Annotated in this window: 19 protein-coding genes; 13 read left to right on the top strand and 6 right to left on the bottom strand. The window is 32.5% G+C overall.

All coding sequences use genetic code 11. The annotated features are described in order from the left end of the window. The first annotated feature begins 24 nt into the window (after positions 1–24). The 4 genes from JCM14822_RS02455 to JCM14822_RS23450 all read left to right on the top strand — a co-directional run bounded on the left by JCM14822_RS02455 (position 25) and on the right by JCM14822_RS23450 (position 3,207). Positions 25–573 (top strand): hypothetical protein, encoded by a 549-nt coding sequence (locus JCM14822_RS02455; RefSeq protein ID WP_054739327.1) that lies wholly within the window; start codon positions 25–27, stop codon positions 571–573. Continuing rightward, the gene (locus JCM14822_RS02450; protein ID WP_054739325.1) at positions 573–2,498 is read left to right on the top strand and encodes an ABC transporter permease; all 1,926 of its coding nucleotides are present in this window, start codon (positions 573–575) and stop codon (positions 2,496–2,498) included. The genes JCM14822_RS02455 and JCM14822_RS02450 overlap by 1 nt, the downstream gene beginning before the upstream one ends. Before the next feature lie 12 nt (positions 2,499–2,510). Next, entirely contained in the window at positions 2,511–2,678 is a 168-nt protein-coding gene (locus JCM14822_RS23455) for an ATP-binding cassette domain-containing protein (protein WP_330377252.1), read from the top strand. A 226-nt stretch (positions 2,679–2,904) separates the two neighbouring features. Continuing rightward, positions 2,905–3,207, top strand: a complete 303-nt coding sequence (locus JCM14822_RS23450) for an ATP-binding cassette domain-containing protein (protein ID WP_334291636.1) — start codon at positions 2,905–2,907, stop codon at positions 3,205–3,207. 83 nt (positions 3,208–3,290) lie between these two features. Here the strand turns inward: JCM14822_RS23450 and thiT are convergent, their stop codons facing one another. After that, positions 3,291–3,980 carry an energy-coupled thiamine transporter ThiT gene (gene thiT, locus JCM14822_RS02440; protein ID WP_054739323.1) on the bottom strand — a complete coding sequence of 230 codons (690 nt, stop codon included), beginning with the start codon at positions 3,978–3,980 and terminating at the stop codon, positions 3,291–3,293. A gap of 745 nt (positions 3,981–4,725) precedes the next feature. On the opposite strand from thiT, the gene JCM14822_RS02435 reads away from it, so the two are divergent. Continuing rightward, positions 4,726–6,438: a proline--tRNA ligase gene (locus JCM14822_RS02435; protein ID WP_054739321.1), complete on the top strand. Its 1,713-nt coding sequence runs from the start codon at positions 4,726–4,728 to the stop codon at positions 6,436–6,438. A 388-nt stretch (positions 6,439–6,826) separates the two neighbouring features. Here JCM14822_RS02435 and JCM14822_RS02430 read toward each other — a convergent pair whose 3' ends face one another. After that, a complete protein-coding gene (locus JCM14822_RS02430) occupies positions 6,827–7,807 on the bottom strand; it encodes a patatin-like phospholipase family protein (protein WP_054739320.1) in 981 nt (326 codons plus the stop codon). A gap of 195 nt (positions 7,808–8,002) precedes the next feature. Then, a complete protein-coding gene (locus tag JCM14822_RS02425) occupies positions 8,003–8,350 on the bottom strand; it encodes a winged helix-turn-helix transcriptional regulator (RefSeq protein WP_054739319.1) in 348 nt (115 codons plus the stop codon). 137 nt (positions 8,351–8,487) lie between these two features. On the opposite strand from JCM14822_RS02425, the gene JCM14822_RS02420 reads away from it, so the two are divergent. After that, the gene (locus tag JCM14822_RS02420) at positions 8,488–8,883 is read left to right on the top strand and encodes a pyridoxamine 5'-phosphate oxidase family protein (RefSeq protein WP_054739318.1); all 396 of its coding nucleotides are present in this window, start codon (positions 8,488–8,490) and stop codon (positions 8,881–8,883) included. Positions 8,884–9,043: 160 nt separating this feature from the next. Here the strand turns inward: JCM14822_RS02420 and asd are convergent, their stop codons facing one another. Then, positions 9,044–10,129 carry an aspartate-semialdehyde dehydrogenase gene (gene asd, locus JCM14822_RS02415; RefSeq protein ID WP_054739317.1) on the bottom strand — a complete coding sequence of 362 codons (1,086 nt, stop codon included), beginning with the start codon at positions 10,127–10,129 and terminating at the stop codon, positions 9,044–9,046. Positions 10,130–10,390: 261 nt separating this feature from the next. Between asd and JCM14822_RS02410 the strand changes: the two genes are divergently transcribed. The 3 genes from JCM14822_RS02410 to JCM14822_RS19900 all read left to right on the top strand — a co-directional run bounded on the left by JCM14822_RS02410 (position 10,391) and on the right by JCM14822_RS19900 (position 12,951). After that, positions 10,391–10,843: a DUF6882 domain-containing protein gene (locus JCM14822_RS02410; RefSeq protein ID WP_054739316.1), complete on the top strand. Its 453-nt coding sequence runs from the start codon at positions 10,391–10,393 to the stop codon at positions 10,841–10,843. A 102-nt stretch (positions 10,844–10,945) separates the two neighbouring features. After that, complete coding sequence (locus JCM14822_RS02405; protein WP_054739314.1) at positions 10,946–12,721, top strand: M3 family oligoendopeptidase; 1,776 nt, start codon at positions 10,946–10,948, stop codon at positions 12,719–12,721. 86 nt (positions 12,722–12,807) lie between these two features. After that, the gene (locus JCM14822_RS19900) at positions 12,808–12,951 is read left to right on the top strand and encodes a hypothetical protein (RefSeq protein ID WP_157047594.1); all 144 of its coding nucleotides are present in this window, start codon (positions 12,808–12,810) and stop codon (positions 12,949–12,951) included. A gap of 54 nt (positions 12,952–13,005) precedes the next feature. On the opposite strand, the gene JCM14822_RS23445 is transcribed toward JCM14822_RS19900, so the two are convergent. Continuing rightward, positions 13,006–13,290, bottom strand: a complete 285-nt coding sequence (locus tag JCM14822_RS23445; RefSeq protein WP_334291638.1) for an FAD-dependent oxidoreductase — start codon at positions 13,288–13,290, stop codon at positions 13,006–13,008. 62 nt (positions 13,291–13,352) lie between these two features. After that, the gene (locus JCM14822_RS02400; protein ID WP_330377249.1) at positions 13,353–14,243 is read right to left on the bottom strand and encodes an FAD-dependent oxidoreductase; all 891 of its coding nucleotides are present in this window, start codon (positions 14,241–14,243) and stop codon (positions 13,353–13,355) included. Positions 14,244–14,438: 195 nt separating this feature from the next. Between JCM14822_RS02400 and JCM14822_RS02395 the strand changes: the two genes are divergently transcribed. From JCM14822_RS02395 to JCM14822_RS02380, 4 genes are all read left to right on the top strand, one after another. After that, entirely contained in the window at positions 14,439–14,768 is a 330-nt protein-coding gene (locus JCM14822_RS02395; protein ID WP_054739312.1) for a hypothetical protein, read from the top strand. A 100-nt stretch (positions 14,769–14,868) separates the two neighbouring features. Next, positions 14,869–15,753: a YitT family protein gene (locus JCM14822_RS02390; RefSeq protein ID WP_054739310.1), complete on the top strand. Its 885-nt coding sequence runs from the start codon at positions 14,869–14,871 to the stop codon at positions 15,751–15,753. A 54-nt stretch (positions 15,754–15,807) separates the two neighbouring features. Further along, positions 15,808–16,056: a hypothetical protein gene (locus JCM14822_RS02385; RefSeq protein ID WP_054739308.1), complete on the top strand. Its 249-nt coding sequence runs from the start codon at positions 15,808–15,810 to the stop codon at positions 16,054–16,056. A 267-nt stretch (positions 16,057–16,323) separates the two neighbouring features. After that, a complete protein-coding gene (locus tag JCM14822_RS02380; RefSeq protein WP_054739306.1) occupies positions 16,324–16,623 on the top strand; it encodes an ATP-dependent Clp protease adaptor ClpS in 300 nt (99 codons plus the stop codon). The last annotated feature ends 2 nt before the right edge of the window (positions 16,624–16,625 follow it).

Below are 16,625 nucleotides of genomic sequence, written 5' to 3'. Positions count from 1 at the left end.
AAAGGGGGTAGGTGAGAAGATAGTATGTTTATATTCCTTAAATATATATTGAAAAGTATGTGGGAAAAGAAAGGGAGAAGCATACTTTTACTAGTAGCTATTTCACTAAGTACAGGATTATTAGTTGGTAGTTTAGGAATAGTAGATATTGCAATTGATATTTTTTCTAAAACACAACTTGAACAGGCTGAACATAAAGAGATTTATATTATCTCGGATACAAGTGAACCTTATTTTAAGATTAGTAATTTGCATCAAGAAGGTATTATTAATATAGTGCCGCAAATTGCTTTAGATGCTAGCTATGATATTAATAAAGATGAAATGGCAGCTATTAGTGTAATAGCTAGAGAGAACGAGTATATTGATGAAAGTATATTGCTAGACAATAGTAATTTAAAAGGATTTAGTGGCAATAAGTGTATTATTTCAAAACGAGTAAGTGAAGAATTAGGATTAGAAATTGGTAGTCAATTTGAAATAACAATAGATCAAAAGGATTTAAAGTTTGAAGTTTATGCAATTGCTAGTAACCGAGGAGCTTTTATTCTGATCAGAAGTCAAATTTTGTAATGATGACGCCATATAAATTTACGGCAAACGAATTTAATGCAAGAGGGAAATATAATTATATAGCCGCTAATAAAAGCGAAGAAAAGGTTAGTGGATCAGTAGACTTATTTAATGATACGAATAATAAATTTAAGGCATATGAATTATATAGTGAATCAACAGTAATGATGGCAATAAGTATGATTGCAGGTATTTTATATATGATGTTTGCTATTATTGTGGGTATGAGTATGATTATTATTTATAGCTCTTTTAAACTTATTATTACAGAACGTTTAAAGGTAATTGGTACTTTTTTAAGTCAAGGATCTACTAAAAAAACAATAAAAAGAATCTTAAAATTAGAAGGTATAGGATATGGTATATTAGGTGGTATATTAGGAGATATCATAGGATGCATTATTATTTATATAGGTAACTATGAGATGTCACCGATGCATAAATATGGTATTGTAGAAGAATTAAATATTCCTCCGGAATATTTAATTGCAGGTTTTATATTTGCATTAATACTTCCAGTAATATCTGCAAGTATACCTATAAGAAAGATTAATGAGTTAGAAGTTAAAGAACTTATTTTGAATACACCAAGTATGGTAGAGGGTGGCGGATGGCTAAAATTCATTATTGGTGTGTTATTTGTGGGAATCGCTATTTTATATACGTTATTTGGTAATATTCAGGTGTTAGTTATGGCACCAGTTGTATTGTTACTATCTATTATTGGTGTTATAAATATAGCCCCTAAATGCATTGCATTCATATCTAATAAAATTTTTAAGTATACCAAAGGTACATTTCCAGTTGTAAGTATTGCACTTAACAATGTAGGAACTTCAAAAGTTTTATTAGGAAATATTAATCTTATGCTAATTGCCATGTTAACGGTTGTATTAATTAATTCAACGAGTATAAGTATGGAAAAAGCTATTCGTGCAGGGTACAGTGATTTGAATTATGATTTAAAGATTACAGTTACTAGAAATGAAGACTTAATTATGGGTATATTACGAGGAGAAAAAAGTATTGATAAGAAAACAGTACAAAAAATGTATACAGCTAATACAGAGTTAAATGGATTAGACTTTTATACACTTGGTATTGATGAAGATAAATATACATCATATGATAAATACTTTAATTGGGAACAAGAGGAATATGGCACAGCATATGAAAACTTTAAATCTGGACCGTATAATAGTACGATAATTTCACAGAAGGTAGCAGATACATTAAAGTTGAAGGTTGGAGATAAAATTGAAGTAGAAGTTAATGAAAAGACACAGCCTCTTATAGTAGAAGGTATCATAGAAGGTAAACTTTATTACAATTCATTATTTATCATGGTAAAGAATGTGGTATTTACAGATAGATTTAGAGTGAAATTTGCTGATACGATTGTTTGTAATACTAGTAAAGATCCAGCCGAAGTTAAGAATAAAATCAGTGAAGACCTTCATAAATGTGGTGGTAGTGTAAGTACATATCCTGAGACAATAGAAATTAATGTACAACAAATAGGTCAGCTTATTAGTATCTTGAATATTTTCTCTTATATAGCTATTATTATTAGTTCGTTAGGTGTTATTAATAATATTAGTATTAGTTTTATTCAAAGAAAGAAGAGCATAGTTGTATTAAGTTCTGTTGGAATGGCATATAACCAATTTAAAAAGATGCTGATAGTTGAATCTTTATTTACAATTATATGGCCAGCTGTAATCATTACGCTATATTCTACTATGGGAATGAAATTAGTATCAGGAACAACAAAACTGATGGGATTAGCTTTGGATATAAAGTTTAATATGAGTATTCTTCCTAGTTTATTAGTTGTTTCATCTATTATTGTAGTAGTTGCAACGATACCAGCGCTATTTATGAATAAAAAGATGAAAATAGTAGATGAGTTGAAATATGAATAGGAGGATGGCAAAATGTATGCAATAGAAGTTGAACATCTTAACAAGAGCTTTGCAGTTGGAAAAGAGCAAGTTCAAGTATTAAAAGACTTAAGCTTTGGGGTAGAAAAAGAAGACTTTTTATCTATAATGGGTCCTTCGGGATGTGGGAAATCTACGTTATTATATCTTTTGGGTGGCTAGATAAGCCAACTAGTGGTGTCGTAAAAGTAAATGATCAAGACATTAATAAAATAAATGAAAAAAAGAAGAGTGTTATGAGACGTAGGGATATAGGGTTTGTTTTTCAATTTTATAACTTAGTACCCAATCTATCAGTAGAAGATAATATACTCTTACCACTTATCTTGGATAAAAAAATCTTCATAAATATGAAAAGAAGCTAGTAGATATCTTAGATATTATTGAAATGTCACATAAACGCAAAAACACTCCTAGAGAATTATCAGGTGGACAACAACAAAGGGTAGCTATAGCTAGGGCGCTGATTTTTGAACCAGAGATTATTTTAGCGGACGAACCTATTGGTAACTTGGACTCTAAAACAGGTATAGAGATTATGAAGCTCTTTAGAAACATAAATGAAGATTTTAAAACAACCATTGTTCAAGTTACTCACTCATTAGAAGCATCTTATTATGGTAAAAGTGTTATTAATTTAAAAGATGGTGTAATTGTTTCTAGAGAAACATATAATACGGCAATGATATAATACAGTGTATATAAAATACCTTTTAAGGGTAAAAAATCGTTTGTGAAAATATTAATCACAAACGATTTTTTATTCAAATACTTTTAGTTAATGGCTGCTTTTCGCATTGCACTATAAATAGGTGTTGAAACAAGTACTAGTGCTAAAATAAGTGTAATAATTGCTTCAGGCACGATATATAGTGCATTATAAATAAATGAATAATAAATAGGGTTCATCCCTTCAGGAGCATAATCCGCGAAGAAAACAACACCTGAAATAAAATGCATTAAACCACGACCTAATATAGCAATAGGAATAGCAAGGCAAAGACGGACTTGAATACTTTTAATAAAGCGAGGTGCCATGCCAGCTAGACCTAAACAGCCATAAGCTAAAGGATAATCAAATAAAAGCTGTGCCCAGTTAAGTACCCATGCATCTTGAATGAGTTGTAAGAAACCATAAGCGACGCCTGCGATAATCCCTGGAATAGGACCAAAAATAATTGCGTATAAAATAATAGGAAACATACTTGCTAAAGTGATTGAACCACCATAAGGCATTTTATAAAGTCTGATATAAGATAAAACAAAGGCAATTGCAATACACATACCACCATAAACTAATTGTTTAGTATGTAATCGGGAAGAAGCCTTTTTATAAGAAGACTTGGGTTTGATAATTAGTACACCTACTCCGAAAAGTGAACCAACTAAAAGAACTGCGATAATAAGCCAAACTAAAGGTGAAATCTCGCTTAACTTAGCAAGAATATCAGAAAGATTATTCATTTTAAAACCTCCATAAATTTAAATTTGGCTAGGAAAGTTATATTAAATTGCTTTCTTGCAGCAGCATTATCTGTAAGCAAGTTTGAGGGTCTGCACCACATGCACTCTCAGCGTAAAAGCTCCCCTAGCTGTTTTAGTTAGATAGTTCATAAATATAAACTATAAGGTAAGTATAGTGTTAGATGTAATAATAGTCAAATGGAATTATAGATAAGTCACTACTTGACAAGGCTTACTGATTTGACTATGCTTAATAATAGGAATATTATTATGTAATATTTTCTAAAAGATAAATGTAAGTTTAAGATTTTAATACAGATTAAAATGGCGATGATGAGAAATCAGTATGATGTATATGTTTTTGAAAGAGAGGAAATCCACCGGGTGAAAGGTTTCTAGAAACATTTCGTATTGTCCAAGCTCTAAGCACTACGTGAAATCATAAGCGTAGCGGTATCTCACCGTTATAAGAGAACTGAGATATACAAGTTTAAGCGATAGGCATTTATAATATATGCCTATGAGTGGCCTTATATGTGAACGTGAAACTAAGGCATATATTGGGACTAGTAAATGTTTGAATAGTTTAAGCATGTATAAATTAGGGTGGTACCGCCGATAATATATGGCCCCTATGCAGCGCAAGTTGCATAGGGGCTTTTTTGATTCTATTAAAATCTGATGATTAAGGTTTTTATTATAAGTTAAAAATATAAATATACTAAAGAAAAGGATGAACTGCGATATGTTAATGAGCAAGCTTTTAGGCGAAAGATTTAAAGAAAAACCAGGCGAAGCAACTAGTATTAGCCATATTTATTTATTAAGAGGTGGATATGTAAGACAAGTAACTAATGGTATTTACTCTTTATTACCACCAGCAAAAAGAATTACAGCTAAAATCGAAAACATTATCCGCCAAGAAATGGATAAAATCGATGGACAAGAAGTTCTCTTCCCAGTAGCACTTCCAGGAGATCTTTGGAAAGAATCTGGACGTTTCGAAGCTGTAGGAAGTGAGCTTGTACGTTTCAAAGATCGTGCTGGTAAAGATATGGTTCTTGGTATGACACATGAAGAAGCTGCTGTACACTTAGCTAGAACAGAAGCTAAATCATACAATGATTACCCATTCATGATTTACCAAATCCAAACTAAATTTAGAGATGAGCCAAGAGCTAGAGGTGGTCTTATCCGTGTTCGTGAGTTCACAATGAAAGATGCTTACTCTTTCCATACATCTCAAGAAGACTTAGAACAATACTACAATCAATGTTTAGAAGCATACAACAGAATCTTTGCTAGAGCTGGTGTACCAGAAGTTGTTTGTGTTAAATCTGATACAGGTATGATGGGTGGTAAAGTTGCTCATGAATTCATGCTTCTTACAGATATCGGTGAAGATACAATTATCATTTGTGATAGCTGTGACTATCAATCAAACATGGAAGTTGCAACAGGAAAATTACCAGTAGCAACAACTGTAGAAGGTGAAATCGAAGAAGTTCACACACCAAATTGCAAAACAATTGAAGATGTAGCTAAATTCGTAGGTGTAACACCAGATCAAACATTAAAAGCATGTGTATTCGAAATGGAAGGACATAAAGAACCTCTTATCGTATTCATCAGAGGAGATCTTCAAGTAAATGAAGCGAAACTTCAAAAAGTAGTTAAAACTGCTGTGACACCATTCGAAAGATACGAAGAAACACCTAACCTTTGCTTCGGATTTATGGGACCATTCAACTTAGACGCACAAGATGCTAGAGTAATCTTTGATGAATCACTTAGAAATGAGAAAAACCTTGTAGTAGGTGGTAATAAAGTTGATTATCACATTAAAGGTATCAGTGTATCTAGAGATATTAAAGATGCTGAGTTCTTTGATGTAGCTGAAGTATTAGAAGGTCAAGAATGTCCATGCTGTCATGGTAAGCTTCAATTCAAACGTGGGGTTGAAGTAGGTAATATCTTCCAACTTGGTACAAGATATTCAGAAAGCATGGGTATGACATATGTTGATAAAGATGGTAAAGCTAAAACTCCTATCATGGGATGCTATGGTATTGGTGTAGGAAGACTTCTTGCTTGTATCATTGAAGCACGTCACGATGAATGGGGGCCAATCTGGCCAATGTCAGTTGCTCCATGGCAAGTACACATTTGTGTACTTAAGAGCAAAAAAACAGATATGGATTCAGTAGGATTCGATATCTACAACAAACTTAACGATAAATTCGAAGTAATCATGGACGATAGAAATGTAGGAGCCGGTGTACAATTTGCTGATGCCGATTTACTTGGTATCCCAGTAAGAGTTGTAGTCGGTGAGAAAAACCTTAAAGAAGGTAAAGTAGAAATCGTAACTCGTGATAAGAGCATCAAAAAACTCGTTAATATCGAAGATGTAGAGGCTGAAGTAGCAGCAGTAGTTGCAGAGCTTTCTAATAGATAGCAATATATTATATTGTGAAGTATAGTAATTAGCTTTTTAATCATTAATGGCCAATGAATTGCGAAAGATAGATTAAGAAATAACATAAGATAGAAAAGTGTTTATAAAAGACTAGGGAGTATCGTAACAATTGTAGTTTTACGATACTCCCTTTTTAAGTAATTATATAGGAAAATTATTTTTAGTAAGCAGTTAAGTTAACTAGTGTTTTTGAACCAATTATACTGTCAACACATTTTATAACTGACTTCTCAGAATAGCAGTGAGATCTTTTACTAAGTAATTAGCATTTGAATTAGTTATTTTAATAGATTCAACTTGGCCTTTTGAATTAAAGTAAAGTTTAATGAAAAAATGGGTAAAAATACAAGATGTAAGAGAATGTATATTACAGGATTATAAATTTTGAAGAAAAAATTTCAGTAGTAGTATAACCTTGATTATAAAGATAATTATAAGTAGAATCTCTCGGTTTAATGTTAAAATCCATAGTAGAAATTTGACCAGTGTTAATTTCAATGGTACGGGAAGTTGCAGACGGGTCATCTTGATATATTTTATATTGCAGAGAAGTAGCACAAATAATTATGCTAGAAATAAAATCTATAATATTATTAATAGATTTGGGACGAGAATCGCTTTTAACAAGACATCCAAGTGTAGCTTCAAGAGGATCTTCTTTATCAAACAAATTAATGGGATAAGTATAGAGTAAACCACCATCTGAGTAAATATGAGATGAAGTTTTAGGTGAAGCAGCAGCACTAGAAGATTGAATGCATTCAAAGAATAAAGGAATAGACATAGAAATACGTACAGCCTCAGCTACTTCCATAGTAGGTGTCGTTTCATAGGAAAATATAGAATACGAACCATTTGTAATATCTGTTCCAATCATATAAAGATCTTTGAAAGGACGTTCATCTTTATGAAGTTGTGTATCTTTGAAATCTGCAAATGTATAAGGAGGAAGTTTAAGAAGTGGATTAAATTGATTAGCAATTTGGGCTTTAATCCAGTTATAAAAATAATTCGAAGAATACCAGCCATAATGTTTAAGAAAACGGTAAACGCAATCAAAATTATCAAAAAAGCGGTCAGGTTCTTTAACGGAATTAGAGAAAATTTTCTCCCCGTCAGAAGCATCTTTTAAAGGAATATTGGTATAGTCTAGAGAATCAGCTAAAGATTTAAGTTCATCAAAAGATAGATTAAAGCTAGTTAAACAGGCTGTAATAGCTCCAGCAGAAGTACCAGCAACTCGCTGAATATCTTCTATAATATGGTGTTCATATAAAGAATGTAATAAGCCAATATAAGCAATACCTAATACGCCACCACCTGAAAAAACTAAATTCTTAAAAGACATAGATTTACTACCTCGAGGGGTTAATTCTAATAAAGTATATTCTAGAATATACTTTATTAGAATTTTACATAGCATTGACGTAAAAATAAGCCCTATGATAAGATGAGTTAAAAGATTATTCTGAAATGATTGATATTTAAAGCGAATGAAAGATATAAAAGGACGAGAAGCAAAATTTACTTCTCGTCCTTTTTATTAAATATTATTGTGTTGTTCATGAAAATACTCTATATATTCATTTCCCCATACTTCTAATACGTCTAGAACTTTTTTAAACTTCTCTCCAATATCGCTGAGAGAGTACTCAACTTTAGGTGGAATCTGAGTATATTCTTTACGGAGAATTAACCCTTCTTTTTCAAGAGATTTTAATTGTCTTGATAGTGTTGTGTGTGTTATTTCTTCAGGCATGAGACGTTGAAGTTCATTAAATCTTACAGGGCCATCTGCTAATAAATACATAATGTACATAGACCATTTCCCTGTTAGAACTTTTTGAGAAGTAACGAATGGACAGAGTCCAAATAATTCTTTCTTAGCCATAGTGGTATCTCCTTTGATACTGGTATCGTATTTGACAGTGATATCCTAAAATATCGTACTTGTATTAGTAAACCTAATTGATATAATAATACCAAGAGCGCAAGAAAGCGTCAAATCTGTGGAAAGGAGTTATAATTATGAGTAAAGCATATGAATATCTAAAAGAAGTAGGGACATTTTTCCTTGCTACAACTGAATCAAATGGACAACCTCGCCTTCGTCCTTTTGGTGCCGTTGCAGAATTCGAAAACAAATTATACATTGTAACTAATAATCAAAAAGAAGTTTATAAACAACTTCTTGCCAATCCAAAAGCAGAAATCTGTGCAATGAAAAATAACACATGGATTCGTGTATGCGGCCAGTTAAAAGAAGACTTACGTCGTGAGGCACGCGAAGCTATGATGAACGCAAATGAATTTCTAAGTAGCATGTATAATGTAGACGACAACCTAATGGCAGTGTTCTACTTTGAAACAGCTACAGCAATTACATATTCTTTCACAGAAGCACCTGTAGTTGAAAACCTATAAAAATAAAAAAACTATCTAACCCAAAGAAGCGCCTGCTCACATCACCTCTAATATGTGACCAAGCGCTTCTATCTTTTACACAAATAAATCTAGCGATGTACAAACAACCATGCACCCAAACAAAAAAGGATTCTGCACATCGTACAGAATCCCATCAAGCCTATTTAGCTGTAATATATCCTTCAGCTGTTAATAACTCTGCGATAAGTACAGCGCCACCAGCAGCTCCTCTTAATGTATTGTGAGAAAGACCTACAAATTTGTAATCATAAACTGTATCTTCTCTAAGGCGTCCAACTGATACAGCCATACCACCTTCAAGGTTACGATCAATATTAGTTTGAGGTCTATTATCTTCTTCAAAGTAGTGAATGAATTGTTTTGGTGCACTTGGAAGATTTAATGTTTGTGGTTTACCACTGTAGTTTTTCCAAGCTTCAAGAATTTGTTCTTTAGTTGGTTTCTTTTTGAATGAAACGAATACTGTTGCGAGATGACCATCTAATACAGGCACACGGATACATTGTGTTGTAATAACTGGACCAGCTGCTTTAACGATTTGTCCATCTTCAACTTTACCCCAAATACGAAGAGGTTCTTGTTCACTTTTTTCTTCTTCTCCACCGATATAAGGAATAACGTTATCAATCATTTCTGGCCATTCTTTGAATGTTTTACCTGCACCAGAAATAGCTTGGTAAGTAGAAGCTACAACTGTTGTTGGTTCAAATTCTAATAATGCAGAAAGCATTGGTACATAACTTTGGATAGAACAGTTAGGTTTAACTGCGATGAAACCTCTTGTTGTACCAAGACGTTTTTTCTGAGCTTCAATAACTTCTAAGTGAGCATCATTGATTTCTGGAATAACCATTGGTACATCTGGTGTCCATCTATTAGCTGAGTTGTTAGATACAACTGGTGTTTCAGCTTTAGCATAAGCTTCTTCAAGAGCTTTGATTTCATCTTTTTTCATATCAACTGCACAGAATACGAAGTCTACTTGTGAAGCAACTTCTTCAACTTTTGCAGCATCCATAACTACCATTGTTTTAACAGCTTCAGGGATTGGAGCCTCCATTTTCCATCTACCTTCAACTGCTTTTTCATAAGTTTGACCAGCAGAACGACTACTAGCAGCAATTACTTTAACCTCGAAGAAAGGATGGTTTTCAAGTAATGTTATAAAACGTTGTCCTACCATACCAGTACCACCAACGATACCAACTTTTAATTTTTTATCCATCTTATAATCACCTCTACCTTTGATATAGTATCCCATAGTTACTCTATTGTACTAAGTAAAATAGAGAAAAACAATATCTATTAAAATTTTTGCTGAAATAGACGAAAAAAATACAAAAAACAATAAAAAGTTATACAAAATAATGACAATTCAATTTGATGTCGGACAAGATAGAAATGTGTATAATGGTGTATGGAATAAAATAGGTAACAAATACTAAAATATATTATTAAAGAAGCTAAAGCAGATAAGGAGCACGCAATGACAGAAAAAGAATTTGAAGGATTTTTAAATGAATGCTGTAAAGAAGTACAAGACAAACAAAAGGAGCTTGTAGAAAAATATAATTTAAAAGCATACACAAAGTATATTTTCCATCAAACAGATAAATCACTAGAATTTACAAATGAAGCTGGTAAGAATTTAATTTTTGATATCGCATGTATTGGTTCTTGGGACTATACAGAAAAAGTATGGGTATGGGCTTGGGCGAATGAAAACCTTTCAAAAGAAATTCGTGATGAAGCTAAAGAACTTAAAAAACTTGCAGATACAACAGGTTATGAAATTTTTGAAAAAGAAGGGTTTGACTGCGAAGAAATCGTAGCAAGAGACTTAGCATATATTGGTGTACATGCATTGAAAGGAATCGGAGTATATCGTATTCAAGCAGAAGAAAGTTACGTATTTGTAGTTTTAAAAGCAGTAAAATAAGTCCCGTGAAGTTTATTGTCTTTTGTATTTAAAATGTATAAGTTTAGAAAAGTTTATGCTAAAATACTTATAAAATAGTATTATCGGAAGGAAGCGTATAGTATGGATTTTAATTGGGATTTAAGACGTCTATATGAATCATTTTCAAGTGATGAATTTAAAAATGATTTAGTAAGATTAGATAAACTAATTGCAGATTTAAATAAAATGAGTAAAGTAATGACTGAAACTCATGAAAATGAAGGCCGTAAATTAGAAGACTACATTACTTTAAGTGAAGAATTAGCTACAACATTTGAGAAATTAGGTGTATTTTCTTCTCTTACAACAAGTGTAAATGCCAAAGATGAAGAAGGTACAAAATATGAGGCAATCGTAGATCAAAAACTTAGTGAAACAGCAGAAGCAGAGACACGTATTAGCCACTGGATTAGTGAAATCAAAGACTTAGATAGCATTATTACTGCATCAGAAAGATTAAAAGAATTTGATTTCTACCTTAAAGAAAAAGTTGAACAAAACAAACACTTATTAAGTGAAAGAGAAGAAGCTATGCTTGCAAGGCTTAAAAATACAGGTTCAACAGCATGGACAAACTATAAAAACTTACTTATTGCTAGCCATAAAGTAGATATCGAAATGGATGGCAAAATGGAATCATTACCACTTACAGTAGTTTTAAACATGGCATACGACTCTGATAAAGAGCTTAGAAAACGTGCTTATGAAGCAGAGATTGCATCTTATGCCAAAATCGAAGATGGCATTGCGGCAGCCCTTAACGGCATTAAAGGAGAAGTTATCACAGTAGCAGAACTTAGAGGATATAAGTCACCACTTGATATGACTTTAGAAGATTCTCGTATGGATAGAGCTACATTAGATGCTATGCTTGAGGCTATGAAAGAAAATATGCCTATCTTTAGAAAATATTTAAGAAGAAAAGCTGAAATGCTAGGTTATAGCAACGGTTTACCATTCTATGAAATGTATGCACCTGTAGTTGAAAAAGAAATGAAATATGACTATGAACAAGGTAAAGCTTTTGTAGAAAAGCAATTTAGAACATTTGATGAAAGCTTAGGTGATTATGCGAGAACTGCATTTGATAATCACTGGATTGATGTATTTCCTAAAGAAGGTAAAGTAGGCGGTGCATTCTGCTGTAATATTCAAAGCATTGGGGAAAGTAGATTCTTATTAAATTATGGTGATAACTTCGGAGATACAATCACAATGGCGCATGAATTAGGACATGGATTCCATGGAGAGTGTCTCAAAAATGAAAGTATTTTAAATACAAATTATCCAATGCCACTGGCAGAAACAGCATCTACTTTCTGTGAAACAATCGTTAAAAAGGCAGCCATCAAAGAAGGTTCAAGAGAAGAAGCACTTTCTATCTTAGAAACTGAAATCAGCGATGCAACACAAGTTATCGTAGATATTTATTCTCGTTACTTATTTGAAACAGCTGTATTTGAAAATAGAAAAGATAGTCCTCTTACTGTAGAAGAAATTAAAAACCTTATGCTAGATGCTCAAAGAGAAGCTTATGGTGATGGATTAGATCCAGAATACTTACATCCATATATGTGGACATGGAAATCTCATTACTACTATGCAGATGCTAACTTCTATAACTTCCCATATGCATTCGGATTATTATTTGCAAAAGGCTTATATGCAGAATACCTTAGTAAAGGACATGAATTCGTACATGATTATAAGAAACTTCTGTCTGTAACAGGTAAATTAAAAATTTCTGATGTTACAAGAACAGTAGGAATCGATGTCACAACACCAGAATTCTGGAGAAAATCTTTAAGCATTGTTGCTGAAGATATTGAAGAATTTATTAAACTTAGCCAAGAATAGTAATCTAGTCTGATATACATAGACATAGATGAAAAAGGGCACACTTCTAATGTAGATTTTTTTTGAACACGAGAAGAGGAACCAATATGTCGAAGTATAAATTTTTAGATGCGAAAATTCAAAGCCAAATTGATAATCAAAAGTCAGCTGTGAACTCAGTAAGTGGCTTCAAAAATACAATGAGTTTAGGAACAAATGGTGCTGGCGATAGTTTAAGAAATAAAAGATAAGAAAAACGCTACAACCGATCATTAGATGGTTGCAGCGTTTTTTATTTAAGCTAATTATTTTGTAGGAAGGATTTGGCAGTATTCATCCATACTTTCAGTTACAATTTTAGCTGCTGCTACAGCATTGATCACTGTTTTGGCACCATCTACAACGTCACCACAAGCAAATACACCTTTTTTAGTTGTGTGCCCCTTTTCATCAGTTACAAGGAGACCATATTTTGTTTCAAGGGTAGGGCTTGTTGCAACGATATTACTTTGAGGTACTTGGCTGACAGCAATAATCACTGAGTCACATGGGAAGAGTTCTTCTGAACCTTCTATTGTTTTGAGACTTATAGAGCCATCTTCACGTGTTACTTTACGTGTTGTAGCGAAGATAACGCCCTCATCAGTAATTTCTACTGGGCTCTTAAATAAATCAAAGATAACCCTTCTTCTTTGGCATCAGCAATTTCCACTTTAGTTGCAGTCATATCTTCTTCACCGCGGCGATAGCAGATTGTTACATTTGGTGAGCCATAGTATTTCGCACTTCTAGCAGCATCCATAGCTACGTTACCTGCACCAATGACACATACGCGTTCACCTAATGTATAACTTGAAGGATTTTTGAGATAATCAATGGCATAAAGTGCATGAGGTAATGTTTCGCCTTTGATATTAAGGGTTTTAGGATTCCATACACCTGTTCCAATGAAAATCGCATCATAACCATCTAAGAATAATTTATCTAAAGTGATAATTGGACCTACAATTGTATTTGTTTTAATTGTTACACCAAGTTCACGAAGTTTCTTTTCAAGATTTGCCACAAGAGTTCTTGGTAGTCTAAATTCTGGAATACCATAAGTTAGTACGCCACCAATACGGTCATGAAGCTCAAACATAGTTATTTGATAACCTTTTTGTGCTAATAAGATAGCGGCTGTAATACCAGCTGGACCAGAACCAACAATAGCAATTTTGTGTTGATTACTAGGTGCTTTATGAAGTACTAAATCTTCAAGGTATTTCTCAGAAACAAAGCGTTCAATATCACAAAAGCTTACAGGTTCACTTTTTATACCTTTAATGCAAAAACCTTTACATTGATCTTCATGAGGACAGACGATTGCACAAATAGCAGAAAGTGGATTGTTTTCAAATAACATCTTACCTGCTTCCTGAAGTTTGTTTTCTTGGAAAAGAGTAATAACTTCAGGAATAGGTGTTGCAATAGGACAGTGTTGTTTACATCTTGGATTTTTACACTTTAAGCAACGGTCTGCTTCGTTTAATAAATATTCCATAGTTAACCTCCGATAGTCAATTTAATTAATGTCAGTAATACTTATTATAGAGGATATAGGTGGGTAACTCAACAATTAATAACTAAATATACAATATATGGTAAATTAAAGAGTGGATTTAAATGATTAACTAATGAGATGAATAAGTAGATATAGTACAATAAGTAGAGTACAATGAGAGAAAGAGGAAGAGCAATGGATACCGATAAAATCATAACGAATTTAGAATACCGCATTATAGATCGAGAAGGAGATAAAGATTATTTCATTGAAACAGATATGTATACAGTCAATATGGAATTAAATATTCCCGATATGTCACGTTTTCAATTTCCTTTATCTAGAGCAATCTTAGTTAGAACAACACCACATAGTGAGTGGATTACTATTCATGTATTGAGAGATGTAGATTTGTTTTCAAGTTATGTAAATTTTGAAGTAAATTTAACTGGGAAAAAATTATGTGTTATGAAGGAAGAAGGGTATATTAAACTGGATATACAAAAGCTTCCAAATGCGTTATAATGAAATGAAATAAAAGGGGAAAAGCTGCTTATACTAATAACAGCTTTTTCTTTTTGCCTACATACTAGAACGCATAACATTATAGAAGTAAGGAGAAAAAATGAATAAGTTATTAATTAAGAAGAATGAATTTATACAAATCCTTTTAGGGGTAACACTATTAGCATTAGGGATTAATTGGTTTACTTCACCGCTTGGACTTGTAACAGGTGGAATTTCGGGGATTACAATTATCGTTAAGGCATTATCTGTTAAATACTTAGGTTTTGAAATTCCATTATGGATTACAAACTTTGCACTTAACGTGCCTTTATTCGTAGTAAGTATTAAACAACGTGGTTTTGAATTTGCTAAGAAATCATTATGGTCAGTAGTATTATTAAGTTGTGCATTATGGTATACAGATTTCCTTCCAAACATTTTTGAGGTAAATGGTGATTTACTTTTAGGTGGAGTATTTGGGGCCATCTTTATTGGACTTGGTGTAGGAATTGTCCTTCGTACAGGAGCTACAACAGGGGGAACAGATATGTTTGCAGCAATTATCCGTTTCATTAATCCTAAGTTCCCAATTGCAAAAGTAATGCTTGGTATTGATAGTTTAATCATTTTAGCTGGGCTTATGGTATTTGGTTCTAATAAAGCCATGTATGCAATTATTGCTGTATATATTACATCTAAGATTATTACAAACGTACTTGAAGGTGTAAATTATGCGAAAGCAGTCTTCATTATGTCAGATAAGAATGATATTATTGCCCAAGAAATAATGCAAAAAATCCCTAGAGGGGTAACTGGTATTAAAGCTAATGGTAAATATACAGGAAATGATAAAGAAATGTTATTTGTAGTTGTATCACAAAAAGAAATTACAAAATTAAGAAATCTCATCAGAAATGTTGATGAACAAGCCTTCGTTACAATTGCTGATGTACGTGAGGTATTAGGAGAAGGTTTCATTGAGGACTATACAGCTACATTATAATAGTTAGCATAAATATAAATAATGTTGTGATATTACTTGAATTACTTGAGGGAAATGGCGAAAAAGAACTTTATTATTGGACTTGTGACATTTGTGGTCATAGCAAGTCTTTGGTCTAAGGATTGTATTAGAACAATAAGTATACTTATTATATGGATTGCATTTTATTTTACATGGATATCGATTAAAGAAATTGAGATTACAGACAGTCAGATTATTATTAAAAGATTTATGCACCAAGTTGTTATTAACAAATGGAATATTACAGTAGTGGACTTGAAAAAGTATACAATCATTATATAAGGGAAACTATTAAGGTATAAACTTCCATAAGAATCAAATTCAAAAAGCAAAATTTATCTAAGCTTATGGAGTGCTTATCAAAGTATACATATTTTAAGTAAATTACTAAGGTATAAATAAGAAGAAAATAGCATAAGTAATAGTATGAGATAAATTATAAAAAGGTGAGTTTTATTCGTAAGCATATGAGTGAAACACGCCTTTTTTATTACTTTGTGCTACAATAAAGATAGAATGAGTAAGTAAGGAAGGAAGTAAGGAAGGAATATGGAACCAAAACACATAGTAAGTCAGAAGAATAAGGCAAAGATTAAAAAGCCTAAACAGTATAAGGTTGTAATGTATAATGACGACTATACGACTATGGAATTTGTCATAGAGGTACTGACACAAATCTTTAATAAAAAACTAGAGGATGCTAACAAAGTTATGTTAGAAGTACATCAGAAAGGAAGTGGGATTGCAGGTATTTATTCTTATGACATTGCCATGACTAAAGCTGGGACAGCAATGGCTTGGGCAAAAGAAGAAGGTTTCCCATTTAAACTTAGCGTAGAAGAGGTGTAAAT

The sequence above is a fragment of the Cellulosilyticum ruminicola JCM 14822 genome (assembly GCF_001311925.1).
Taxonomy (GTDB): domain Bacteria; phylum Bacillota; class Clostridia; order Lachnospirales; family Cellulosilyticaceae; genus Cellulosilyticum; species Cellulosilyticum ruminicola.
The sequence above is the reverse complement of the archived record's forward strand: the minus strand, read 5'-3'. Positions and strand labels throughout refer to the sequence as shown.